Origin of the sequence: Micromonospora sp. NPDC093277 (assembly GCF_044765245.1) — a bacterium.
Classification (GTDB): Bacteria; Actinomycetota; Actinomycetes; order Mycobacteriales; family Micromonosporaceae; genus Micromonospora.
This window is the reverse complement of sequence record NZ_JBIWJO010000013.1, coordinates 77534-101253: the sequence shown is the minus strand read 5'-3', so window position 1 is coordinate 101253 and position 23720 is coordinate 77534. Positions and strand designations below refer to the sequence as shown.

17 protein-coding genes are annotated in these 23720 nt (G+C 74.0%); 5 read left to right on the top strand and 12 right to left on the bottom strand.

The features are described 5' to 3' along the window. Nucleotides 1-48 precede the first annotated feature (48 nt). The 3 genes from hpt to ACIRG9_RS25680 all read right to left on the bottom strand — a co-directional run bounded on the left by hpt (nucleotide 49) and on the right by ACIRG9_RS25680 (nucleotide 4812). Nucleotides 49-624 carry a hypoxanthine phosphoribosyltransferase gene (gene hpt / locus ACIRG9_RS25690; protein WP_402860860.1) on the bottom strand — a complete coding sequence of 192 codons (576 nt, stop codon included), beginning with the start codon at nucleotides 622-624 and terminating at the stop codon, nucleotides 49-51. 136 nt (nucleotides 625-760) lie between these two features. Then, complete coding sequence (locus tag ACIRG9_RS25685) at nucleotides 761-4078, bottom strand: S8 family serine peptidase (protein WP_402860857.1); 3318 nt, start codon at nucleotides 4076-4078, stop codon at nucleotides 761-763. 485 nt (nucleotides 4079-4563) lie between these two features. Further along, on the bottom strand, nucleotides 4564-4812 hold the full coding sequence (locus tag ACIRG9_RS25680; RefSeq protein WP_402861136.1) for a hypothetical protein: 249 nt from the start codon (nucleotides 4810-4812) through the stop codon (nucleotides 4564-4566). Between the two features lie 39 nt (nucleotides 4813-4851). Here ACIRG9_RS25680 and ACIRG9_RS25675 point away from each other — a divergent pair, with 39 nt between their 5' ends. Continuing rightward, nucleotides 4852-5811, top strand: a complete 960-nt coding sequence (locus ACIRG9_RS25675) for a GlxA family transcriptional regulator (protein WP_402860854.1) — start codon at nucleotides 4852-4854, stop codon at nucleotides 5809-5811. Here ACIRG9_RS25675 and ACIRG9_RS25670 read toward each other — a convergent pair whose 3' ends face one another. The 4 genes from ACIRG9_RS25670 to dacB form a co-directional block, all read right to left on the bottom strand. Continuing rightward, nucleotides 5812-7440, bottom strand: a complete 1629-nt coding sequence (locus ACIRG9_RS25670; protein ID WP_402860851.1) for a gamma-glutamyltransferase family protein — start codon at nucleotides 7438-7440, stop codon at nucleotides 5812-5814. It lies immediately after the preceding gene. Nucleotides 7441-7534: 94 nt separating this feature from the next. Further along, nucleotides 7535-8548, bottom strand: coding sequence for a tRNA lysidine(34) synthetase TilS (gene tilS, locus ACIRG9_RS25665; protein WP_402861115.1), 1014 nt, complete (start codon nucleotides 8546-8548; stop codon nucleotides 7535-7537). Nucleotides 8549-8608: 60 nt separating this feature from the next. Continuing rightward, nucleotides 8609-9679, bottom strand: a complete 1071-nt coding sequence (locus ACIRG9_RS25660; RefSeq protein WP_402860848.1) for a zinc-dependent metalloprotease — start codon at nucleotides 9677-9679, stop codon at nucleotides 8609-8611. An 80-nt stretch (nucleotides 9680-9759) separates the two neighbouring features. After that, the gene (dacB, locus tag ACIRG9_RS25655) at nucleotides 9760-11262 is read right to left on the bottom strand and encodes a D-alanyl-D-alanine carboxypeptidase/D-alanyl-D-alanine-endopeptidase (protein ID WP_402861112.1); all 1503 of its coding nucleotides are present in this window, start codon (nucleotides 11260-11262) and stop codon (nucleotides 9760-9762) included. A gap of 625 nt (nucleotides 11263-11887) precedes the next feature. On the opposite strand from dacB, the gene ACIRG9_RS25650 reads away from it, so the two are divergent. Beyond that, on the top strand, nucleotides 11888-12388 hold the full coding sequence (locus ACIRG9_RS25650) for an inorganic diphosphatase (protein ID WP_402860845.1): 501 nt from the start codon (nucleotides 11888-11890) through the stop codon (nucleotides 12386-12388). Nucleotides 12389-12446: 58 nt separating this feature from the next. On the opposite strand, the gene eccD is transcribed toward ACIRG9_RS25650, so the two are convergent. Next, nucleotides 12447-13850, bottom strand: coding sequence for a type VII secretion integral membrane protein EccD (gene eccD, locus ACIRG9_RS25645; RefSeq protein WP_402860842.1), 1404 nt, complete (start codon nucleotides 13848-13850; stop codon nucleotides 12447-12449). Nucleotides 13851-13953: 103 nt separating this feature from the next. Here eccD and eccCa point away from each other — a divergent pair, with 103 nt between their 5' ends. The 3 genes from eccCa to ACIRG9_RS25630 all read left to right on the top strand — a co-directional run bounded on the left by eccCa (nucleotide 13954) and on the right by ACIRG9_RS25630 (nucleotide 20278). Then, on the top strand, nucleotides 13954-17961 hold the full coding sequence (gene eccCa, locus ACIRG9_RS25640) for a type VII secretion protein EccCa (RefSeq protein ID WP_402860839.1): 4008 nt from the start codon (nucleotides 13954-13956) through the stop codon (nucleotides 17959-17961). Nucleotides 17962-18029: 68 nt separating this feature from the next. Then, nucleotides 18030-19391, top strand: coding sequence for a type VII secretion-associated serine protease mycosin (gene mycP / locus ACIRG9_RS25635; protein WP_402860836.1), 1362 nt, complete (start codon nucleotides 18030-18032; stop codon nucleotides 19389-19391). A 29-nt stretch (nucleotides 19392-19420) separates the two neighbouring features. Beyond that, entirely contained in the window at nucleotides 19421-20278 is an 858-nt protein-coding gene (locus ACIRG9_RS25630; protein WP_402860833.1) for a phosphatase PAP2 family protein, read from the top strand. A gap of 73 nt (nucleotides 20279-20351) precedes the next feature. On the opposite strand, the gene ACIRG9_RS25625 is transcribed toward ACIRG9_RS25630, so the two are convergent. The 4 genes from ACIRG9_RS25625 to nth form a co-directional block, all read right to left on the bottom strand. Beyond that, nucleotides 20352-21530, bottom strand: a complete 1179-nt coding sequence (locus tag ACIRG9_RS25625; RefSeq protein WP_402860830.1) for a MarP family serine protease — start codon at nucleotides 21528-21530, stop codon at nucleotides 20352-20354. A 63-nt stretch (nucleotides 21531-21593) separates the two neighbouring features. After that, nucleotides 21594-22286 carry an NUDIX hydrolase gene (locus ACIRG9_RS25620; protein WP_402860827.1) on the bottom strand — a complete coding sequence of 231 codons (693 nt, stop codon included), beginning with the start codon at nucleotides 22284-22286 and terminating at the stop codon, nucleotides 21594-21596. A 34-nt stretch (nucleotides 22287-22320) separates the two neighbouring features. Further along, complete coding sequence (locus ACIRG9_RS25615) at nucleotides 22321-22929, bottom strand: TlpA family protein disulfide reductase (RefSeq protein ID WP_402860824.1); 609 nt, start codon at nucleotides 22927-22929, stop codon at nucleotides 22321-22323. After that, the gene (gene nth, locus ACIRG9_RS25610; protein ID WP_402860821.1) at nucleotides 22926-23705 is read right to left on the bottom strand and encodes an endonuclease III; all 780 of its coding nucleotides are present in this window, start codon (nucleotides 23703-23705) and stop codon (nucleotides 22926-22928) included. The genes ACIRG9_RS25615 and nth overlap by 4 nt, the downstream gene beginning before the upstream one ends. Between the last annotated feature and the right edge of the window lie 15 nt (nucleotides 23706-23720).

Genomic DNA, 23720 nt, shown 5'->3' with positions numbered 1-23720 from the left:
GGCTGAGAGCCCGCTGTACGTCCGCTTGACGGGCCCGGAGAGGCCGGCTCAGGCCCGGGCGTACACCTCGGGCTTGAGCACGCCGACGTAGGGCAGCTCCCGGTACCGCTCGCCGAAGTCGAGGCCGTAGCCGACAACGAACTCGGTCGGGATGTCGAAGCCGACGTACTTGACCGGGACGGACACCTTGACCGCGTCCGGCTTGCGGAACAGGGCGACCACCTCGACGCTGGCGGCGGAGCGGGACTCCAGGTAGCGCAGCAGCCAGGAGAGGGTCAACCCGGAGTCGACGATGTCCTCGACGACCACCACGTGCCGGCCGGCGATGTCCCGGTCCAGGTCCTTCAGGATCCGGACCACCCCGGAGGAGGTGGTGCCCTGGCCGTACGAGGAGACGGCCATGAACTCCAGCTCGGCGGGCGGGCCCTGGCGGCCCAGCGCGCGGGCGAAGTCGGCCATGAACATGACCGCGCCCTTGAGCACGCAGACGAGCAGCAGCCCGTCCTCGACGTGCGCGTAGTCCGCCGAAATCTGCTTGGCCAGTTCCGCGGTCTTCTCGCGGATCTGTGCCTCGGAAATGATCACGTGGTCGATGTCGGCGTCGTACCAGGAGCCCTCAGCCATGCTCCTAGCCTGCCGTACGCGGCTCGGGTCCGCTGCGCCGGGGCCACCCTGCCAGCCTCCCGCCGACCGGCGTCAACGCGGGTGCCCCGCCACCGGAGGTTCCGGTGGCGGGGCACATCACAGGTACCGCGTGGAACTACTTACCGTTACCGGGGTGTTTCACCTCGACTGCGGAGGTCACCACCGTCGTACCGGGAGCGGACGGCGAGGTCAGGGTGCTGGTGACCACACCGTTGCCGTGCGTCTGCCCCGCCACGCTCACGGTGTACGACACCGATCCGCCGGGGACGGGGTCGCTGCTGGTGATCACCAGGTCCTGGCTGGGCCGGGTGCCGGTCGGCAGCATGTCGCCACCGGTACCGCTGGAGTTCTCCGCGCCGACCACCGTCGCCTGGTTCGCCGGGAGTGCCGGCAGCGCCCTCGGGTCGTACGCGAAGCTGATGTCCTCCGTGCCGTTGATGCCGATCCAGACCTGGAAGTGCCGGTTGGAGGTGGTGCCCCAGACGTTCACCTGCCACTCGACGACCAGCCAGCTGTGGACGCCGTCGGTGAGCGAGCCGATCCGGACGCCCTGCGCCCCGGCACCGGTCAGGTCGGTCCAGAACGGCGCGAGGACGTTGTTGGGCCGGGCCGGGTTCGGGATCGCCGGCGGGTCGTACTCGACGTCCTCGGACGTGCCGCCACCGACCACGAGGTAGCCGTTGGAGACGATCCCGAGCCGGCTGTAGGTCTGCCCGCCGTAGACGAAGGCGGGCACGTTGAAGTTGATGATCTCCTCGTCGCCGATGGCGTACGGTGCGAAGAAGCTGGAGAGCGGGAGGTACCCTCCGGCGGGGTTCAGCCCCGGGCTCAGCGACGGTGCGCCGGGCACCGCGCCGGTCAGGGTCGCGCCCTTCTTCTCCACCGACCGGTCGCCGAGCCTCGTCGCCCCGTTGGCGCTGGTCACCTTCAGGTTGTTGTTCGTGCTGGAGGTGAGGTCCACCACCGCGTCACCGAACGACTCATTGGTCGCGGTAACGGTGCAGGTCGCGGTCTCGTGCATCGCGATCTTGTCCGGGGTGCAGGTACTGGCCAGCGTCACGTCACCCTGCTTCGGGACGAAGGCCACCGGCAGGTGCAACGCGGGCAGGCTCTTGCTCACCGGTGCCAGCTTGACCTCGCCGAAGAGCTGCTTGCTCGGCGCGGTCGACGAGATGGTGATCCGCAGATCGGCGGACCTGCCCGGCTGGACCGTGAAGACGCTCGGCGTGACGGTGATCGTGCTGTCCGCCGGCGACGTCGTGCTGACCTTGTAGGTCTGGGGCTTGTCGGTCACGTTCTTGGCGGTCCGGACCGTGGTGAGCTTGCCCGGCATGACCGGGGCGTTCACCGACGGCAGGTTGAGGTGGACGGCGTTGACCTTGTCGTTGCCCAGCGCCACCATCCGCGCCGCGGTCTCGTCGAAGGTCAACCCCGGGGTGCCCGACCTGGTGAGATCCACCCGGCCGCTGCCGGTGTCGAACGGGTCCGCCGGGGTGGTCATGTCCTCCTTGAGCACGCCGGTCTTCGCCGTGGTCATGAGCGCGGACTTGATCTGACCCGGGGTCCAGTCCGGGTGCAGCGCCTTCATCAGGATGCCCGAACCAGCGATGTGCGGCCCGGACATCGAGGTCCCGGCGACCGCCTGGAAGTACTCGCCGGCCGGACCGCCGGTGATGTCCTCCGGCGTCGGGGTCTGCCCGGCGAGGATCTGCACACCGGGTGCGGTGATGTCCGGCTTGATGCCGAACCCACCCGGGCCACGCGAGGAGAAGGAAGCCATCACGTCACCCTGGCCGTTCTCCTTCACACCAGGGGTGAAGGTCGCGGTCACCCCGGTGTGACTGCCCATCCAGGCAACGAACTGGGTGCCGTCGGCGAGGTGCACCGTGGGCAGCCAGTGGTTGTCGGTCTCGACGTCGGCCAGCGTCGGGTTGTAGAGGATCATTCCGGCCGCGCCGCCCTGCATGGCGTTGTAGCCCTTCTCCACCCGGCCGTTCGCGCCCCGCTGGCAGGCGACGATCTTGCCGGTGAAGGTGCCGGCAGTGGCCGGCTTCTGGCAGAGCGCGTCGTTGTACGGGGCCGCCGACGCCATCACCACCGGCGTCTCGCTGCTGACCCCACCCATGATCGAAGCGCCCTTGAGCACCAGCGTGTCGGCGCCGGCCTTGAGGGTCAGCGTCGAGTTGAACTCGCGGGTCTGGGTCGAGGCAGCGACCGTCGTCACCCAGGGGGCGACGTGGTTGACCGTCGCCGTACCCGGCCCCTCGTTGCCGGCCGAGGCCGCCACGAAGACCCCCGCGGCGTACGCGTCGAGGAACGCCAGCTCCACCGGGTCGGCGAACGGGTTGGTGCCGCCGGAGATGGAGAAGTTGATGACGTTCACGCCGTCGAGCACCGCCTGGGCGACCGCGGCGGCGGAGTCGGAGCCGAAGCAGCCCTCGGCGCCGCAGACCTTGTAGGCGGCGACCCAGGCCCCGGGGGCGACGCCGCGCGCCGGACCCCGTTCCACGCCGAACACCTTGGCCGAGCTAATCGCGTTGCCGGCCGCGGTGCTGCCGGTGTGGGTGCCGTGCCCGCCGCTGTCACGGGCGGAGTTCGGGTACATCTCACCGCCGGCAACCGCGTTGTAGGTGTCCATGAAGGGCTGGCCGGCGATCAGCTTGTTGTTGCACTTGAACACGTCGACCTCGGGGGTCAGCGGGTTGTCCCCGAAGTTGCAGACCCGGGCCGGGCCGGGCGGTGCCGGCAGGTTGCCCTGGTCCGCGAAGGACGGGTGCTCCGGCCAGACACCGGTGTCCAGCACCCCGAAGATCACGCCCTGGCCGGCGTTGCTGGCGCCGCCGAGACTGTTGTCGAGGCTGTCCGCGCCGATGAAGCCCGGGCTGGAGTCGGTCAGCGGCTTGCGCATCTCGTCCTTCTGCACCGCCACCACGCCGTCGATCTTCAACAGATCGCCGATCTGGTTCGCCGGCACCACGGCGGACACGCCACCGTAGACGGTACGCAGCTGGCGGTTCACCTTCGCCCCCGGCACCTTGCGGGCCAGGTCGGCCGAGAACTTCTGTTCCCGCTTGGCCAGGTAGCCCTCGTAGCTACGCTCGGCCGCCGAACCGGTCAGCTTGCGGCCGGTCACGGCCGGGCTGGTGGCGGCGTAGCCGTCCACGTCACCGCTGTAGGTGGCGACCGAGTCGTAGGCCAGTTTGACGACGACCGGCACGGGGGTGCTGTCGGTCCGGCCGAGCAGCGACTTGTCGGTCTCGGCCAGCCGGCTCGTCGGCGACTTCAACGCGGTATAGCGAGAGTCGGCAGGGATCGGGTCGCCGGCGGTGAGCTCGGCGGGCGCCGCCGCGCTGGGGCTGGCCCAGGCGACGACCGCCAGGGGCGGCAATAGCGCGGCTGCGAAAGCACCCCGCAGCCACCTGCTTGTCTTCATTTGTGATTCCTCTCGGGGGAAGAGAGCAAGCGACCCGCCGCTTCATACCGCCGGGCCAGTGCCATCGACAGCGTCCGAAGAGCGGGATATCCCGGCATCGTCACATGGAAGCCAAGAGAAGAGAAGAGACAGAGAAGTAGCGGCGCGAGGATCTTTCACCGATACCGTCGTCAAGAATCCGGTCCGATCCGGACCCGCTGGGCATAAGGGACTCGGCGCGTTTGGCATTTGTCTTGTGAATGACGCGGCCACTCCGACGAGAAGGCTACGTGAGGCCTCGAAACGTCGTCACCGGATCGCCATCCCGACCGAGGCCCAAGGGACGTGGATTTGGAAGGACCCCACCGAGCGGCTAAAGGGCCCCACCGAACTGTGGGGCCCCTCGTCGATACCGTCCCCTCCGGTCTACCCGGCGATGAGCCGGCCGGGTGCTCCGCCGGACGTGGTCCTGTGCGGACACCGGGCTGCGGCAGACGCGAGTCACGTCAGCAGATGCGGGACGACCAACGGCGGCCGTCGTCGGTCGACCGCCAGTCGGCCGAGTCCCGGGTGTCCGCGGTCAGTCCGACGGCGCTCGCGACGCCGAGGAGGAGCAGGAAGAGCAGTAGCAGCAAAGCAGTCATGGCGGCGCTCGCTTTCGCGTGGTTGATGTCGTTTTCGCCGCCGGTGCGCACCGGATGTAGACCAGTCTGCGGCCCGCCGCCCCAGGCGGACAGTGGCAGGAATGCCAGCACCCCTCGATTTCCTGCCACCTGCTGGGTTACCCTCCTCACATGCTCCGCTCGGTGGCCGTCGTCGCGCTCGACAACGTCGCCGCGTTCGAGCTCGGCGTCCTCGCCGAGGTCTTCGGCACCGATCGCACGGCCGACGGCTTCCCCGGCTACCGCTTCCACGTCTGCACGGACGATGGCCGGCCGGTCCGCAGCCGGTCCGGCTTCCTGGTCACCCCGCAAGCCGACCTGGCCCCGGTCGAGGACGCCGACCTGGTTGCGGTGCCGGCACACGCCGAGGGAGCGGCCATCCCGGAGCCGGTCCTGGCGGCGCTGCGCCGGGCCGCCGACCGGGGCGCCTGGGTGCTCAGCGTCTGCTCCGGCGCGTTCGTGCTGGGCGAGGCGGGGCTGCTCGACGGGCGGGACTGCACCACCCACTGGCGGCACGTCGACGAGCTGCAGCGGCGGTTCCCGGCCGCCCGGGTCCGGTGCAACTCCCTGTACGTGCAGGACGGGCGGCTGCTGACCAGCGCCGGCACCGCCGCCGGGATCGACGCCTGCCTGCACCTGGTCCGCCAGGAACACGGATCGGCGGCCGCCACCCGGCTGGCCCGTCGGATGGTCGTGCCGCCACACCGCGACGGCGGCCAGTCCCAGTACATCGAGGCGCCGATCCCGAAGGCGCCGGAGGCGCCCACCCTGGAGCCGGTGCTGGAGTGGCTGATGGGCCACCTCGACCGGGCGGTGACCGTGGACGAGCTGGCCGCCCGGGCCGGGATGGCGCCGCGTACCTTCGCCCGGCGGTTCCGTGCCGAGACCGGCACCACCCCGCACGACTGGCTGACCAACCAGCGGGTGCTGGTGGCCCGGCGGCTGCTGGAGGAGACCCGGCTGACCGTGGAGAGTGTCGCCGACCAGGCCGGCTTCGGCGACGCCGCCGCCCTGCGACACCACTTCACCCGCCGGGTGGGCACCACCCCGCACGCCTACCGGACCACCTTCCGGGAGCGGGCCGAGGCCTGATCACCAGCCCAGCATCGCCCCATCGATCCGGGACTCCGACCCTGCTACGTACCCGCCGGAGGGCGACCGCCAGATCGCCTGCCCGTACCCGAAGGCGGCCGGCCGGTCGGCGACCACCACCTCGTGCCCGCGGCCCCGGAGGCCGGCGACCAGGCCCGGGTCCAGCTCGGGCTCGACCAGCACGATCCGGCCGGCGTGCCAGTACCAGCGCGGGGTGTCCAGCGCGGCCTGCGGGTCGCGGCCGGCGTCGACGGTCGCCGAGACCAGCTGCACGTGCCCCTGCGGCTGCATGTGCCCACCCATCACGCCGAACGGGCCGACCGGAGCGCCGTCCCGGGTCAGGAAGCCCGGGATGATCGTGTGGTACGGCCGCTTCGCCGGCCCCACCGCGTTCGGATGGTCGGGGTCGAGCCGGAAGCCGAGGCCCCGGTTCTGCAACGCGAAGCCGTGGCCGGGCAGCACCACGTGCGAGCCGAAGGCCAGGTAGGTGGACTGGATCAGGCTGACCATCATGCCGCCGGAGTCCGCCGTGCAGAGATAGACCGTGCCGCCGCGTTCCGGTTCACCGGCCACCGGCTCGCCCGCTTGGTCGGTCACCAGCGCCCGGCGGGCCGCCGCGTACGCCGGATCGAGCAGGGCCTCCGCCGGCACCGGCGAACGCTCCGAGTCCGCGACGTACGCGTGCGCGTCGGCGAAGCCGAGCTTCGTCGCCTCGATCTGCCAGTGCAGCCGCTCCTCGGGCGACAGCGCGGCCAGGTCCACCCCGTCCAGGATCTGCAGCGCCAGCAGGGCCGCGATCCCCTGCCCGTTCGGCGGCAGCTCCCACACCTCGTGCCCGCGGTACCCGACGCGGACCGGGTCGACCCAGGTCGAGCCGTGCCGGGCCAGGTCGTCGCCGGTCAGGAAGCCGCCGGTACGGGCGGCGTGGGCGTCCAGCGCGGCGGCGATCCGGCCCCGGTAGAAGTCCTCCGCCCGGCTCTCGGCGATCCGGCGCAGCGTCCCGGCCGCGTCCGGGTTGCGCCACCGCGCACCCGGTTCGGGCGCCCGGCCGTCCACGGTGAACACCCGGTCGAACTCGGCGAACTCCGCCCCGCTCAGGCCGACGTGCCCGGCGACCCCGTAGGCCCAGGTGGCAGCGGTGCCGGCGGCGACCGGCAAGCCCCGCTCGGCGTACCCGATCGCGTCGGTGAACAGGTCGACGAAGGGCAGCGAGCCGAACCGCTCGTGCAGGTCCCGCCAGCCGGCGGGGGCGCCCGGCACGGTCACCGGCAGCCAGCCCCGGGCCGGCATCGCCGGCCCCGACGCCTGCGCCCCGCCCAGCGCCTCGACCGGCTCCGCGCCCCGCCGGTCGGTCGCGGCCAGCACGATCTCCCGGGTCAACGCGGCCGGGGAGCGCCCGGAGGCGTTCAACCCGTGCAGCCGCTCGCCGTCCCAGACGATCGCGAAGAGGTCGCCGCCGATGTCGTTCGACGGCGGCTGCACCACGGTCAGGGTGATCGCGGTGGCCAGCGCGGCGTCGACGGCGTTGCCGCCGCGCCGCAGCACGGCCAGGCCCGCGGCCGCCGCGAGCGGCTGGCTGGTCGCGACGGCACCGTTGGGGGCGAAGAGCGGCTGCCGGGGGTACGCCACCCCCATTGTCTACCGCCTTCGGCGGCTCCCGGCGACCCCCAGTTGTCCCGCCCGCGCACCTCCGATCACCGTCACCTCGGTGGGCTGGAGTGGGTCAGGTGGTCAGGCGGCCGTCGCGGCGGACCACCGGCAGCCCGCCGGGCAGATGCACGGCGCCCTGCCCGTGCCAGTCGGTGACCAGGGCGTCGAGGGCGGCGACGTGCCGGTGCGACAGGGCCGCCGGCGACGCGCCCAACTCCCGGGCCCAGGCGTGCAGCACCCGGGTGCGTATCGCTGCCGGCAGCGGGACCAGTGCCTCGACCGCAAGCCCGCCGGCGGCGGCCCGCACGTCGGCGAGCGCGAAGGTGGCCAGGGCGTCGAGGGCGGCGGTGTCGGCCGCGACCTGGCGGGCGGTCCGGGCGAGGTTGTCCACCACCCCGGGACCGAGCGCCGCGACCAGGGCCGGCAGCGCGTCGGCGCGGACCCGGGAGCGGGCGTACGCCGGGTCGGCGTTGTGGGGGTCGTCCCAGGGGGTCAGGCCGAGCGCGGCGCACGCCTTGCGGGTGTCCTCGCGGGCGATCTCGAGCAGCGGGCGCAGCAGCGGCACCCCGCCCAGCTCGCGGCGCTCCGGCATGCCGGCCAGGCCACGCGGACCGGCTCCCCGGGCGAGCGCGAGCAGCACGGTCTCGGCCTGGTCGTCGCGGGTGTGACCGAGCAGCACCCCGCTGGCGTCGTGCCGCCGGGCGGCATCGACCAGCGCCTCGTAGCGGGCCTCCCGGGCCGCCGCCTCCGGTCCACCAGGCCGCCCGGCGACCCGTACGGACACCGCCTCGACTGGTGCCAGGCCCTGCTCACGCGCCCAGCCGGCAACCACCTCGGCCCGCTCGGCCGAGCCCGGTTGCAGGCCGTGGTCGACGGTCACCAGGCCGGCGCGCCGGCCAAGGCGGCGCGCCACGAAGGCGGTCGCGGCGGCCAGCGCCAGCGAGTCGGCCCCGCCGGAGCAGGCCACCAGCACCGGCCCCGTCCCCGGCAGCCCGGTCAAGGCCCGCCGTACGGCGACCCGGACGGCGGCGACGGGCGGGGCGGGCCCGGCGGTTCGGGTCTCCGCTCGCGCCTGCGGGGCTCGCAGAACCGGCTCACTCCTCGCGCTCACCAGTGCCAGTCCTCGTTTCGCGACCGCTGGGCGGCCTCAGTCGGTGGCCGGGTTGGCGCGGGCCGGGCCGCCGTGCACCCGGGCCACCCAGGCGTCCGGGTCGCCCAGCTCGTCCAGCCGGGGCAGGGTCAGCGGCGAAGCGAAGATCTTGTTGAAGCCCGCCATGCCGACCCGGTCCACCACACCGTGCACGAACTTGCGGCCCTCGGCGTACTGGCGCATCTTGACCTCGATGCCGAGCAGCCGGCGGATCCCCTTCTCCAACGGGTTGCCGGCCTCCCGGCGGCGGTTGAACGCCGCCCGGATCGACTCGACGCTGGGAATCACCTGCGGGCCGACGCCGTCCATCACGAACTCGGCGTGCCCCTCCAGCAGGGTCATCAGCGCGGTGAGCCGGTCGAGCACGGCCCGCTGCGCCGGGGTCTGCACGAGGTCCAGCACGCTGGCCCGGCTGTCCGGGTCCTTCACCGCCTCGGAGAGGGTGGCGACCCCGCGCCGCAGCCGCTCCAGCAGGTGGTCGCCGCCCTGTGCGGCGTCCACGAACGCCTGCACCTCGCTGAGGAAGTACGCGCGCATCCACGGCACGGCGGTGAACTGGGTCCGGTGGGTCACCTCGTGCAGGCACACCCAGAGCCGGAAGTCCCGGGGGTCGGCCTGCAGCTTCCGCTCCACCTCGACGATGTTCGGCGCGACCAGCAGCAGCTGGCCCGGGTCGCCGGCGAAGACCTCGTACTGGCCGAGGACCCGGCCGGAGAGGTACGCCAGCACCGTGCCGGCCTGCACCCCGGTGAGCCGGGAGCCGATCGCCTCGGTCAGCGGCCCCGGCTGCTTGTCCCCGGAGACGCGGTTCACCAGCGGGGTGATCACCTCGCGCAGCCCGGCGATGTTGGCGGCCGCCCAGTCCCGGCGGTCCACCACGCGTACCGGCGGGTGGGTGACCTGGGCACGCAGGCCGGTGTAGTCGGCGACGTGCCCCGCGGCCTCCTCGGTCAGCCGTCGCAGCTCGCCGACCACGTCCGTGGCCTCTGCGTACGACACCCGGGGGCCCGACTTGCCCAGCGCCCCCGCGGTGGCGGCGGCCAGATCCCAGTCCACGAACTGCGCCATGAACCAACCGTACCCGCGCCGCGACACCCCCACCCCGGCTCGCGGCGGCCGGTCGACGCCGCTCGCCGGGCCGGGACGGGTCAGCGGCAGCCGCAGCCGGCCAGCGCGGAGCTGATCCGGTCGAGGGCCTCCCGGGTGTCGTCGAGACTGCCGGTCGTCCGGTCGGTGAGGACGGCGAAGGTGAGCAGCCGGCCGTCGGCGGTGGTGACCAGCCCGGCGATCGCGTTGACCCCGGTCAGCGTGCCGGTCTTGGCCCGGACCACGCCGGCTCCGGCCTTCGTCGCCGACTGCTGGTAGCGCCCGTCCAGGGTGCCGGACCAGCCGCCGACCGGCAGGCCGCCGAAGATCGCCGCCAGTTCCGGGTGGCTGCCGTTGCCGGCCAGGGTGATCAGGTCGGTGAGCAGGGACGGGCTGATCCGATTGGTCCGGGACAGCCCGCTGCCGTCGGCGAGGCTGATCTCGTCGGCCGGCAGTCCCAGTTCGCCGAGCGTCTGGTCGGTGGCGGCCGCGCCGCCGGCGAACGAGGCCGGCTTGCCCTTGGTCAGCGCCACCTGCCGGGCCAGGTACTCGGCGATGACGTTGTCACTGTCGCTGATCATGATGTCGACCAGCCGGATCATCGGCAGCGATTCGACCTTGCCCAGTTCGGTGCCGGGCGCGGGGGCCGCCCCGGCCGAGGCGCCGGAGGCGGCGGGCGCGCTGCCCGTCTTCACCTCGGCGGCGGCCCCGGAGAGCCCGAGCAGCTTCGCGAACTGCCGGCCGGCGGTCAGGTCCGGCTGGGGCACCCGCTCGGCGGCGCCGTGGGTGTCGTCGAAGTTCTTCCGGGCGGCCGCCGGGTCCTTGCGGCCGGCGTCGGTCGTCAGCGCGGTGATCGCCGCGCCGTAGCCGCCGGTGGGGATGTCGGAGTCCCAGCCGGGTTCGTACAACGGGCCGGAGAACAGGGACGAGTCGACGGTGACCTTCGTCGGTGCGGTGCCGCCCAGCGCCTTGCGTACCTGGGCGGCCAGGTCGTCGAGGCGGGCCGCGCCCGGGTAGAAGCCGTTCTTGTCCACGGCGAGGCTCGGGTCGCCGGCGCCGACGAGGACCACCTCGCCCGGGGCCGAGCCGACCACCGCCCTGGTGGGGATCCGATACGCCGGCCCCCGGGCGGCCAGCACGGCCACCCCGGTCGCCAGCTTGGTCACCGACGCGGGGACGGTCGGGTCGTCCTGCCCGCGGCCGTACAACTCCTGGCCGGTGGCGACGTCGGCCACCGACACGTTCACCCGCTCGCCGAGCGCGGCCGCCCGGACCAGCGGTTCGAGCGCGGCGCGCACCCCCTCGGGGGTCGGCAGCGGCGCGTTGGCGTCGGCGCCGGCGAGCACGGCCGGCGGGTCGGGCTCGGGCGGCTGGGCGCTCGGCGTGCCGTCCCCGCCCAACCAGCCGGCGACCGGGCCGGGGCGGACCACGACCAGCCCCACGGCAGCCAGGGCGACGATCAGCACGGCGGACAGCATCGCCAGCAGCCGGAACCGACCGCGCGGGGGTGGCGGGGGCGGGGGCGGGGCGGCGCCGACGGGCGGGACGGGTGGGCTCACCGGCATCCCGCCGGGCGCGTCGTGCGCCGGCCAGCTCACCGGGGCCGCGGGACCCGGGCCGGCCGGACCTGGGCCGTACCACCCCGGGTCGGGCCGGCCCACCGGGTCGGCGCCGTACTCCCGGCCGGAGGGGTGGTGTCCCTGCGGCTCAGCGCGGTACTCCCGGGGGCCGGCACCGTATCCCGGCGAATCGGTGCCGTAACCCTGCGGGCCGGTGCCGTACTCCTGCGGCCTGGTGCCGTACTCCCGGGGGGCGGCGCCGTACTCCCGGGAGCCGGTGCCGTGAACCTGCGGGTCGGCGCGGTACGCCCGGGGGTCGGCGCGGCCGACGGAGGCGGACCCGGTCGGGCGCCCCGGGACGCGCGGAGGATGCGCGTCGGGAATCGGTACGCGTCCGCTCGCACCGCCCGAACCGGAAGTGCCGGACCTGCGTCCGTCAACCCTCTCGGGGCGGTAGTGTGAATCTTCCCTCCCCACGACCCCCTCCTCCCCCGCTCGAAAGCGCCTTGGGTGACACTACTTCGGTCCGAACACTATGCGGCGGCCGGAGCCGGCGGGGGCCATTCTCCCGTCCGGGCGCGGCGGCACTGGTTTCCGTTAGCCAGCGTGGGCAAACGAGGGAGCGTGGAAGATGGATTTCGACGTCACGGTTGAGATCCCGAAGGGTCACCGCAACAAGTACGAGGTGGACCACGCGACAGGCCGGATCCGGCTGGACCGCACCCTCTTCACATCGACCCAGTACCCGGCCGACTACGGCTTCATCGAGGGCACGCTGGGCGAGGACGGCGACCCGCTGGACGCGCTGGTGCTGGTCCCCGAGCCGACCTTCCCGGGCTGCCTGATCCGCTGCCGCACCATCGGCATGTTCCGGATGACCGACGAGAAGGGCGGCGACGACAAGGTCCTCTGCGTCCCCTACGAGGACCCGCGCCAGGAGCACCTGCGGGACATCCACCACCTGGGCGAGTTCGACCGGCTGGAGATCCAGCACTTCTTCGAGGTGTACAAGGACCTGGAGCCCGGCAAGTCGGTCGAGGGCGCGACCTGGGTGGGCCGTACCGAGGCCGAGGCCGAGATCCATGCCTCGTTCCGGCGCGCCAAGGACGCCGAGGAACGCGGCGAGCACTGATCTTCGACGTCGACGGGCCCGGGTCGCTCCGTGGAGCGGCCCGGGCCCGCGCGTGTGTTCAACCCAGCAGCCCGCGGGCCCGGTCGTAGAGGTCCAGCACCGCACAGGCCACCGGCACCACGGAGACCACCAGCGCGGTGTCGGCCAGGTCGGCCAGCCGGCCGAGGTACGGGGACACCGGCCGCCGGGCGTCCGTGGCACCGGTGGTGACGGCGAGCAGCGCCAGGGCGAACCCGCCGACGGCCAGGACCAGCCGGCCGCCCGGCCCGGTGTGGCCGACGAGTACCGCGCCCAGCAGTGCGCACCCGGCCAGCCCGGCGGCCACGGCGGGCACCCGGTGACGGACCGCCACGAAGAGCCGGGAGCGCAGCAGCAGCACCGCACAGCCGACCGCCGCCAGCAGCCGGCCGGCCCAGCCGCCGGTCGTGGCCAGCACCGCCGTGGCGGCGACCGCCAGCAGCGCGTGCCCGAGCAGCATCCCCGTCAGCATCTCCTCGGTCCGGGCCACCGCCGCGTGTACCCGCCCCCGGTCCGGCAGGTCGCGGACGCCGTCGGGGCCGCCGGCCGGGGTGCTGGCGGGCAGGGTGATCGGCGGCAGCGGCACCTTGCCGAGCCGGATGGCCAGCAGCGGCAGCCCGCCCAGCGCGAAGATCAGCACGCAGAGCAGCACCGCGGCGGTGCCTGCCGGGTCGAGGAGGAGCCCGCCGAGGGCGGCGAGCCCGCCGGCCGCCCCAGCGGTGGCGCCGGCCACGAAGATCCGGGACCGGCTCGCCACCCCGAGCAGGCCGAGCACCGACACCAGCAGCAGCGCCACCGAGCCGGTCAGCAGTTCGGGCGCGCCGACCCAGGGCAGCGGCCCGAACGGGCCGACCGGGTCGCCGGAGCCGACCGCGAGGGTGCCGGCCGCGGCGGCGTACGGCAGGGCGTACCCGCCGAGGGTGGCGCCGGCCGTCCCGTCCCCGTATGCCCGGGAGGCGACGGTGGCGGCGAGCACGAGGAGCAGGGCCACCCCGGTGGCGACCGGCCAGCCGGTCCGGTGCCCGGGCCCGGCGGCCAGTACGGCGAGCAGCCCCACGGCGAGTGGCACGCCCGCCCCGACCAGGGTGGCGGTCCGGCTGGCCGCCGGCGACCAGGCGGCGCCCCGGCGCCGGGCCCCGTCGGCGATCGCCTCGACCACGTCGTCGTACTCCAGCTCGGGCCACTGGGCGTGGGCGGGTACGAGGTGCAGGACCTCGCCGTCGCGTACGCCCTGCGGTAGCAACGCCTGCGCGGTGGTGAGCACCGCGCCGTCGGTGCGCCGCAGTACCCAGCCGCCGTGCCGTTCGCCGTCGTCGGCGAGCCCTTCCCCGGCGTGCCGGAGCACCTCGGGCAGCAGCTCGGCCAGGGGAACCTGCTCCGGCAGGGCCACGTCCACCCGCCGCTGCGGGGCGCTGATCGTGACCCGGGCCAGCCCGGTCGTCATGGATGTCTCTCCATATCAGGCGGAAACGGTGGCTGACGGACGACAGGACTTTACCTACCATGAGCCAGGCTCGGGTTACCGAGAGCCACATTTGGGAGGACGAGTGTCCACTGTCGTCATCAAGCGGCCGCCGCGTCGCCCGGCCCCGGAGATCCCGGCCGGCGAGCTGCCCGTCGAGGCACCGCCGGAGATACCGGTCGGCACCGGCGGGCGCTGGCAGCAGGCGCTGATGGTGCTGCCCATGCTCGGCGGCACGGTGGCGATGGCGATGATGTTCGGCCGGGGCGGCGGGGCCTACTCGTACGTGGTGGGCGGCATGTTCGGGCTCTCCTCGCTGGCCATGCTGGTCACCTCGTGGGGCAGCGCGGGCCCGAAGAAGTCGGAGATGATGGCCGCCCGTCGGGAGTACCTGCGCCACCTGGCCACCCTGCGCCGCCGGGTACGGGAGACGGCCGGGGCACAGCGGGCCGGGCTCTACTACCGGCACCCCGACCCGGGACGGCTCTGGTCGACGGTGGAGAGTCACCGGGTGTGGGAGCGCCGGCCGGGCGACCCGGACTTCGCCGTGGTCCGGGTGGGCGTCGGGCCGCAGACCCTGGCCACCCCGCTGGCCCCGCCGATCACCCGGCCGCTGGAGGAACTGGAGCCGATGACCGCGGGAGCGCTGCGGCGCTTCCTCGACGCGTACTCGGTGGTGCCGGAACTGCCGGTGGCGCTCTCGCTGCGCAGCTTCGCCCGGGTCTTCCTGCGCGGGCCGAGCGGGCGGCAACTCCAGCACGGCGCGTCGGACGCCGCGCGGCGACCTGGAGCCGTCGTGCGACCCGGCACCGGCTCGCCGGCCGCGCAGGCGCTGGCCCGGGCCGTGCTCACCCAGCTCGCCGTCTTCCACGCCCCCGACGAGCTGCTGATCGCGGTCTGCGCCGGTCCGGAGCGGCGCTCGCTCTGGGAGTGGGTCAAGTGGCTGCCGCACGTCCACCACCCCAGCCGCACCGACGCGCTCGGCCCGGTCCGGCTGGTCACCACCTCCGCCGCCGAACTGGAACGGCTCCTCGACGAGGTGCTGGCCAGCCGGTCCCGGTTCAGCCCGGCCGGACCGGCCACGGACGGCCCGCACGTGGTGGTGGTGCTCGACGGGGGCGACCTGACCGGGGCCACCGACCTGGTCGGCGACGGCGGCATCGACGCGGTCACCGTGCTCGACCTGGACACCCCGCCGCCCCGCCTGCTCGACCGGTACGCCCTCCTGCTCGACCTGGCCGACGGCCGGCTGTGTTCGCATTCCGTCGAGGGTCCCGCCGAGGTGGGCACCGCCGACGCGCTGGACGTCGCCGACGCCGAGGCGGTCGCCCGCCGGCTCGCCCCGCTGCGCCTCGCCGGCACGGTACGCGGATCCGACGCGCCGCCCGGCGCCGAGCCGGGCCTGCCCGAACTGCTCGGCACCGGCGCGCCGGAGAGCTTCACCGCCGAGCAGGGCTGGGCACCCCGGGCCGCCCGGGACCGGCTGCGGGTGCCGATCGGGGTGGGCGCCGACGGCGGCGCGATCGAGCTGGACCTCAAGGAGTCGGCGCAGGACGGCATGGGCCCGCACGGCCTGCTCATCGGCGCCACCGGCTCCGGCAAGTCGGAGCTGCTCCGTACCCTGGTGCTGGGGTTGGCCGCCACGCACAGCTCGGAGCAGCTCAACTTCGTCCTGGTCGACTTCAAGGGCGGCGCGACCTTCGCGCCGTTCGAGCGGCTGCCGCACACCGCCGCGGTGATCACCAACCTGGCGGACGCGCTGCCCCTGGTCGACCGGATGGTCGACGCGATCAACGGCGAGCTGATGCGCCGGCAGGAGTTGTTGCGCCGGGCCGGCAACTTCGCCAGCCTGCGCGACTACGAGCGGGCCCGGGCCGCCGGAACCCCGCTCGCCCCGCTGCCGTCGCTGCTGCTGATCTGCGACGAGTTCTCCGAGCTGCTCTCCGCCAAGCCGGACTTCATCGACCTGTTCGTCCAGATCGGCCGGGTGGGCCGGTCGCTCGGCGTGCACCTGCTGCTGGCCTCGCAGCGGCTGGAGGAGGGACGGCTGCGCGGGCTCGACACCCACCTGTCGTACCGGATCGGGTTGCGGACCTTTTCCGCGCTGGAGTCACGGACGGTGCTGGGGGTTCCGGACGCGTACGAGCTGCCCCGCACTCCCGGGCACGGCTACCTGCGCGCCGGCACCGACGCGCTGGTCCGGTTCAAGGCCGCGTACGTCTCCGGCCCGGTACGCCGCCGGGGCGGCCCAGCGGGCGGGGACGGCGTGGGTCCGGCCCGGCTGCTCACCTTCTCCACGCATCTCGTGCCGGTGCCCGAGCCGGCCGCCCCGGCCGTGCTCCCCGCCGTGGAGGAGGCCACGGAGACCCTGCTCGACCTGCTGGTCGGACGGCTCGCCGGCCAGGGGCCGCCGGCGCACCAGGTGTGGCTGCCGCCGCTGGACTCCTCCCCGGCCCTCGACGAGCTGCTCGGCCCGGTCGGGGCCGACCCGGTGCGCGGGCTCACCGTCGGCAACCCGGAGCTGCACGGTGCCCTCCAGGTGCCGGTGGCCCTGGTGGACAAGCCGTTCGAGCAGCGCCGGGACCTGTTCTGGTTGGCCCTGGACGGGGCGGCCGGCCACGTGGCCGTGGTCGGCACCACGGGCAGCGGCCGGTCCACCGCGCTGCGGGCGCTGATCTGCGCGCTGGCGCTCACCCACACCCCGGCCGAGGCGCAGGTCTACTGCCTGGACTTCGGCGGCGGGACGCTCGGCGCGCTGCGCGGCCTGCCGCACGTCGGCGGGGTGAGCGGGCGAACCGACGACACCGCCGTACGCCGGACCGTCGGGGAGATCGTCACCCTGCTGGCCGAGCGGGAGCGGCGCTTCACCGAGGCGGGCGTGGAGTCGATGGCGGCCTGGCGTCGGCGGCGGGCCGCGGCACTGGCTGGCGGGCAGCCCGGCACCGACCCGTTCGGCGACGTGTTCCTGGTGATCGACGGCTGGAACACCCTGCGCAGCGACTACGAGGACCTGGAACCGCTGGTCACCGAGCTGGCCACCCGGGGCCTCGGGTACGGGGTGCACGTGGTGGCCTCCGCCCTGCGCTGGTCGGACTTCCGGCCGGCGATCCGGGACCTCTTCGGCTCCCGGGTGGAGTTGCGCCTCGGCGACCCGGCCGACTCGGTGCTGGTCAAGCGGCCGGTCGCGGCGACCGTGCCGGAGAAGCGGCCGGGACGCGGGATCACCGCCGCCGGGCTGCACTTCCTCACCGCCGAGCCCCGGGTCACCGGGCTGGGCACGGAGACCACCGACCTGGTCAAGGCGGTCGCCGGGGCATGGGCCGGGCCGGCGGCGCCCCGGGTGCGGTTGCTCCCGCCGGTGCTCCCGTACGCCGAGCTGGACCAGAGCGCGACCAGTGGGCTGGCCTTCCCGATCGGGGTGGCCGAGGCGGACCTGCGCCCGGTGGTGCTGGACTTCGCCACCGAGCCGAACTTCGTGGTCTTCGGCGACGCCGAGTGCGGCAAGTCGTCGTTCCTGCGCGCGCTGGCCACCTCGATCATCACCCGGTTCACGCCCGAGCAGGCCCGGGTGATCCTGGTGGACTACCGGCGCAGCCTGATGGGCACGATCGAGACGCCGCACCTGATCGGGTACGGCACGGCCGCGCCGCACACCACCGAGCTGATCGAATCGGCGGCCAGCTACCTCCAGGGGCGGCGGCCGGGACCCGAGGTCACCCCGGCGGAGTTGCGCAACCGGTCATGGTGGACCGGGCCGGAGCTGTTCGTGCTGGTGGACGACTACGACCTGGTGGCCGGCGGGCCGACCAACCCGCTGCGCACGCTGGAGGAGCATCTGCCGCAGGCCCGGGACGTCGGGCTGCACCTGGTGCTCGCCCGCCGCTCCGGCGGGGCCGGCCGGACCTCGTACGAGCCCATCATCCAGCGGCTGCGGGAACTCTCCACACCCGGCCTGGTGATGTCCGGTGGGCCGGAGGAGGGGGCGCTCGTCGGCCAGGTGAAGGCGGGTCCGCTGCCGCCCGGCCGGGGCCGCCTGGTCACCCGCCGGGAGGGCGTACGCCTGGTGCAACTGGCCCACCTACCGCCGGGTTGAACCTTCGCAGACCTGCGTCGGGTCGGATAGCAGACCCGGTAATCTCCGAGCAGCATGTTTCGATCGCGATGAAATGGTTGGGGAACGTGACCAGGGATCGGCAGGGAGGTTCGAGCGCCACGCGGCGTTCCGCCGGTCGTGCGTTGCTCGGCGCCGTGGCCGCCGCCGCCACTGTGGCCGGTCCGCTGGCTCCGCCCGCACACGCGGCCCCGCTCACGCCCGTCGCCTCAACTCGCTCGGTCGCCACCACGCCGGTCCGGCTGGTCCCGGTGGACACGACCGCACGGACGGACCAGGCCCGCGAGGAGCAGTGGCAGCTCGAGGCGCTCGGGGCGAAGACCGCATGGCGTACGTCGACCGGGCGTGGCGTGTTGGTCGCGGTGATCGATTCCGGGGTGGACGGTTCCCACCCGGATCTGGCCGGCCAGGTGCTTCCCGGCATCGACCTGGTCTCCTCCGACGGCGCCGACGGGCCGGACCCGGTGGGGCACGGCACCACGGTCGCCGGCCTGATCGCCGGGCGTGCCGACGACGACCGCGGGGTGGTCGGCCTGGCGCCGGACGCCCGGATCCTGCCGGTCCGGGTGCTCGACCAGGAGAACCGCTACAGCGACGCGCTGGTCGTCGCCAAAGGGGTGCGCTGGGCGGTCGACAACGGCGCCCGCGTGATCAACCTGTCCCTCGGCGGCAACGGGGACAGCCCGGCGTTGGCCGCGGCCCTCGACTACGCCTTCGCGCGGGACGTGGTGGTGGTGGCCTGCACCGGCAACCTCGCCACCTCGACCAGCACCAAGGTCTGGTACCCGGCCCGCGAGCCGGGGGTGATCGCCGTCGCCGGCCTGGAACGCGACGCCGAGCACCTCTGGCCCGGCTCCATCACCGGTCCGGAGACCGTGCTCACCGCGCCGGCGACCGAGCTGTTCGGAGCCCGCCCTCAGGGCGGGTACTGGCGGGTGCAGGGAACCAGCTTCGCGGCTCCGCTGGTCGCCGCGACGGCCGCCCTTGTCCGGGCCCGCTACCCGCGGATGTCCGCCGGGGATGTCATCAACCGGATGACCAGCACCGCACGTGACCTCGGTCCCGCCGGCCGCGACGACCGGTACGGCTTCGGGATGGTGGATCCGGTGGCCGCGCTGACCGCCGACGTGCCGTCGGTGGGGCGTAACCAGCTCGACGACAACGACTCCCCCGGCGTGGTGGGCTTCGGTCCGGCGCCCGGCTCGGCCCGGGCCGCCGCGGACACCGCCGGTGCGGGGGCCGATCCGTTCACCCTCGCCGCCCCGAAGCAGCCCACCCGCTGGTCGGCCCGTCCGGCCGGCCAGGCCGCCGACCCGGCGCCGGAGCGGCTCTGGGCCGGCCTCGCCCTCCTCGTCACCCTGCTCACCGGCGCCGCGTTGCTGGCCCGCAGGGTCCGGCAGGCTCGCCGCTGACGAGTGGTCTTCTGGGTGGCGATCAGCGGATGAACCGGCCGGGCACGGGCGGTCGGCTGTCCGCGGGCGACCGATCCCACAGCGACCGACTCGACCGGCACCCTTCGCCGGGCCGGCGGCGCACCCTCGCCGCCACGGGGGCGTTCCTGCCGCTGGCGCCGTTCATCCTGCTGGCGCTGCTGGTGCGGGCCACCTGGCCGCCGCTGTTCCGGTTGGACATCGCGGTGACCGGCGCGCTGCACCGGTATGCGCTCGACCACCCGGCCTGGGTACGCCTGATGGGTGGCTGGACCAACGTCTTCGCGCCCGGCCCGCTGCGGATCGCCACCGGCGCGGTGGCGGCCTGGCTGCTGCTCCGCCAAGCCCCGCGACCGGCCCTCGTCCGGTCCGGAGCACCGTCCAGGGGCGCGAAGGCCGAATTGTGGGCGCCAGCGTTGTGGGTGGCCACCACGATGGCCGGCGGCGGACTGCTCGGCGTACTGATCAAGCTGCTGGTCGGCCGGCACCGGCCGGAGCTGCTCAACCCGGTGGCCCGGGCGTCCGGGCTCTCCTTCCCGTCCGGGCACGCGCTGAACGCCACCCTGGCCGCCGGGGTCGTGTTGCTGGTGTTCCTGCCGTTCACCCGCGACCGGTGGCCGCTGCGCTGGGCGCTCTGGACCGTGGCCGTGCTGGTCGCGGTGGTGACCGGGTTCAGCCGGATCGCGCTGGGTGTGCACTGGACCAGTGACGTGGTCGGCGGGTGGCTGCTCGGCCTGGCGGTGCTCGCCGCGACGACGGCCGCCTTCCGCACCTGGCGGACCCGGGCCGGCCACCGGCCGGCGAGTGTGGTCCGGGAGGGCATCGAGCCGGAGCTGGCCGAGCCGGGGCCGGAAGGCACGCCGAGGTAACCCGATCCGGCCGGGGTCCGGTCCCGGTCGATCGTCGGCCCGCCGCCCGGCCGCCGGGAGGCGCCCCGGCCGCTCAGGTGCAGTCGCCGGTGCCGACCGCCCGGGTACGCTCGGCGCCGGCCAGAGCCACCGGCCGGGCCTCGGCGGCGGTCACCGCGAAGCCGGTGTTCGGGTCGTCGGCCGCCGCCGCGAAGATCACCCCGAGCACCAGCCCGTTCGCGGAGACCAGTGGGCCGCCCGAGTTGCCGCTGCGGACCAGCGCCCGGATCGTGTAGATCTCCCGGGTCACGTCCTTCGCGGCGTAGATGTCCGGCCCGGTGATCCGGTCGACGTCGCGGATCCGGGCCGGGCGGGCGTCGTACGGGCCGTCGAGGGGGAAGCCCAGCACGATGGCGTCCGCCCCGGAGCCGGCCGCGCCGGCCGCGAAGCGCAGGGACGGCCCGGGCAGCCCCGGCACGTGCAGCACGGCCAGGTCCCGCTGCGGGTCGTAGACGACCACGTCGCCGTCGTACCGCTCGCCGCGCAGCTCCACCGCCACCGAACGGGTGCCCGCCACCACGTGCGCGTTGGTCATCACCCGGTCGTCGGCGTACACGAAGCCGGAGCCCTCGATGCGGCGGGCGCAGCTGGGCGCGGAGCCCAGCACCTTCACCACCGACCGCTGGCTGTTCGCCACCACCTGGGAACCGACCAGCGTCGGGTCGGGCGGGGAGACCTGGCGGGCGCGGGTCGGCGAGAGTTTGCCGAAGACGTCCGGGAAGCCGTTGGTGTCGACCGTGTCCCGCAGTGCCGTGGAGAGCTGCTGTGCCTTGTCCGGCAGGATCCGGTCGATCACGGTGAGCAGGGCGCTGTTGCGCACCGAGGAGGCCACCCAGGGCACCGACGAAGAGCCCAGCGGCACCGCCACCAGCCAGACCACCAGCATGACCGCCACGGCCGAGACGATCGCGCCACCGATGTCGTCGAGCCGCCTGAGCAGCTCGTTGGTGATGGTCTGGCGCAGGTGGGAGCCGATCCAGCCGGCCAGGGCCTGCCCCAGCACAGCCAGCCCGAAGATCGCCACCAGGGAGATCAGCACCCGGACCCCGCTGTCAGTGAACTGCCGGGCGATGAGCGGACCGACCTGGAGGCCGACCAGCACACCAAGGAAGAACCCGGAGAGCGACAGCGCCCCGATGGCGAAACCCTGTCGGTATCCGCTGATCGCGAACACGAGCACGAGCAGGAGCAGTACGAGATCCACGGCGGACACCCGTCAAGGGTACGGGCCCCGGGCACGGGCGTGGCCCATCGCTCGCGGAACGTGACCGTCAGGTCAGCGTACGGGGCTCTCGTCGACCGCGTCGGTGCCGGCCGAGGGTGCCGGCGCGGCCCCGGCCGGCGGCAGCTCCACCACCCGGGAGCGCGGCCACGGGCGGGCCCAGTCACCCATCTCAAGCAGCGTGTTGAGCACCCCGGCGGTGAAGCCCCAGACCAGCATGCCGCGTACCGAGAAGGCCGGGCCGATCCAGCCGCTCGGGTGGCGTACCCGCATCCGGTTCTCCGGGTCGACCAGCTCGCTGACGGGCAGCCGGGCGACGTGCGCCACCTCGGCCGGTTCGCACGGATGTACCGGGTGCGGGGCGTGCCACCAGGCGAGCACCGGGGTGACCACGAAGTCGCTGACCGGGATCCACAGCTTCGGCAGCTCGGCGAGCACGGTGACGCTGGCCGGGTCGAGTCCGACCTCCTCGTTCGCCTCCCGCAGCGCGGTGGCGCTGGCGTCGGTGTCCTCCGGATCGGCCGCGCCACCGGGAAAGGCCGGCTGCCCGGCGTGGTTGCGCAGCGTGGCGGCACGTTGCAGGAGCAGCACGTCCAGGCCGGCTCCCGGCTGCTCACCGAGCAGCACCAGCACGGCGCTCTCCCGGCCACCGCTTTCCGGGGTGGTCAGCCGGGTGAAGTCCTCGGCGCGGGCGGTGCCGAGCCGGCCAAGCAGCGGGTCCAGCCACGCCGGGGGCTGCCGGGTCATGATCCCTGCTCCGTCCGGGGCACTGCATATCCGGTCACGACCGCACCTCCACGCCGAGGTGCTCGCGGACCAACTCGGCGAGGCGGGCGTCGTCCAGCGCGCCGGTCGAGTCGGTGTGCCGGATCCGCCCGTCCGCGTCGACGAGCACGGTCAGCGGGAACGCCTTGCGTTCCAGCGCCCGCTCGAACGCGTCGCCCTGGTCCACCAGCATGGGGAAGCGGACGCCGAAGTCCTCGCCGATGGACTGCGCCGCGCCGCGGCTGTCCTGGCTGTTCACCCCGATCACCTGGAGCCGGCCGGCGGCCCGCTCGCTGAGCCGTTGGAAGGCGGGCAGTTCCTTGCGGCAGGGCGGACACCAGGACGCCCAGACATTGATCACCGCGGGGCCCTGCACGTCGCGCAACAACACCGGGGCACCCCCGGTGAAGCAGGCGAGGGTCAACTCGGGCAACGGATCACCCTGCTTGCCGCTCGGCACCGGGGTCGCCGAGGCCGGCGGGGTGGTCAGCGTGGCGCAGTCGGCGAACGGCGAGGGACGCTCCGCCCGGGTCGCCGCCGCCCGGCCCGCCGGCCGCTCCTCGCTGGTGGTGCAGCCGGCGACCGCCAGCAGCAGCGGGACGAGCAGGTACGCGAGGCGGTTCACGGCACCTCCGCCGCGACCGCCTGCTGCGGCACCAGCTCCGGGTCGATGCCGACCGCCTCGGCGAGATCCCGGGCGCGCGGCCCCTTGAGCAGCTTGACCGCGACCGTCGGATCGGTCGGCCCGGTGCCGTACGACGGGCAGAGCTTCACCAGCGTGCAGGCGCCGCAGGCGGGCTTACGGGCGTGGCAGACCCGCCGCCCGTGGAAGATGACCCGGTGCGACAGCATCGTCCAGTCGCGCTTCGGATACAGCGCGCCGATGGCGTGCTCGATCTTGACCGGGTCGGTCTCGGCGGTCAGCTTCCACCGGGCCACCAGCCGCTGGAAGTGGGTGTCGACGGTGATGCCGGGGACTCCGAAGGCGTTGCCGAGGATCACGTTGGCGGTCTTGCGGCCGATGCCGGGCAGCGTGACCAGGTCGGCCAGCCGGCCCGGGACCTCGCCGGCGTACCGCTCGCAGAGCGCGCGGCCGAGGTTGATCAGCGAGCTGGTCTTGTTCCGGTAGAACCCGGTCGGCCGGATCAGCTCCTCCAGCTCGGTGCGGTCCGCCCCCGCGTAGTCGGCGGCGGTGCGGTAGCGGGCGAAGAGCTTCGTGGTGACCTCGTTGACCTTCTTGTCGGTGCACTGCGCCGACAGGATCGTGGCGACCGCCAGCTCCAACGCGTTGGAGTGGTCGAGTTCACAATGCGCGTCGGGATGGGTCTCGGCAAGCGCCCGGCCGATCCGCCGGGCGCGCCGGGTACGGCCGAGGTCGGTCTCGCGGGAACTCGTGGTCACGCCGGCCAGCCTACG

What these genes read in the sequence shown, in the direction of transcription:
- hpt (WP_402860860.1), bottom strand. Translation starts at nt 624, where the DNA reads ATGGCTGAGGGCTCCTGGTACGACGCCGACATCGACCACGTGATCATT.
- ACIRG9_RS25685 (WP_402860857.1), bottom strand. Translation starts at nt 4,078, where the DNA reads ATGAAGACAAGCAGGTGGCTGCGGGGTGCTTTCGCAGCCGCGCTATTG.
- ACIRG9_RS25675 (WP_402860854.1), top strand. Translation starts at nt 4,852, where the DNA reads ATGCTCCGCTCGGTGGCCGTCGTCGCGCTCGACAACGTCGCCGCGTTC.
- ACIRG9_RS25660 (WP_402860848.1), bottom strand. Translation starts at nt 9,679, where the DNA reads ATGGCGCAGTTCGTGGACTGGGATCTGGCCGCCGCCACCGCGGGGGCG.
- dacB (WP_402861112.1), bottom strand. Translation starts at nt 11,262, where the DNA reads ATGCCGGTGAGCCCACCCGTCCCGCCCGTCGGCGCCGCCCCGCCCCCG.
- ACIRG9_RS25650 (WP_402860845.1), top strand. Translation starts at nt 11,888, where the DNA reads ATGGATTTCGACGTCACGGTTGAGATCCCGAAGGGTCACCGCAACAAG.
- eccD (WP_402860842.1), bottom strand. Translation starts at nt 13,850, where the DNA reads ATGACGACCGGGCTGGCCCGGGTCACGATCAGCGCCCCGCAGCGGCGG.
- mycP (WP_402860836.1), top strand. Translation starts at nt 18,030, where the DNA reads ATGAAATGGTTGGGGAACGTGACCAGGGATCGGCAGGGAGGTTCGAGC.
- ACIRG9_RS25630 (WP_402860833.1), top strand. Translation starts at nt 19,421, where the DNA reads ATGAACCGGCCGGGCACGGGCGGTCGGCTGTCCGCGGGCGACCGATCC.
- ACIRG9_RS25620 (WP_402860827.1), bottom strand. Translation starts at nt 22,286, where the DNA reads ATGACCCGGCAGCCCCCGGCGTGGCTGGACCCGCTGCTTGGCCGGCTC.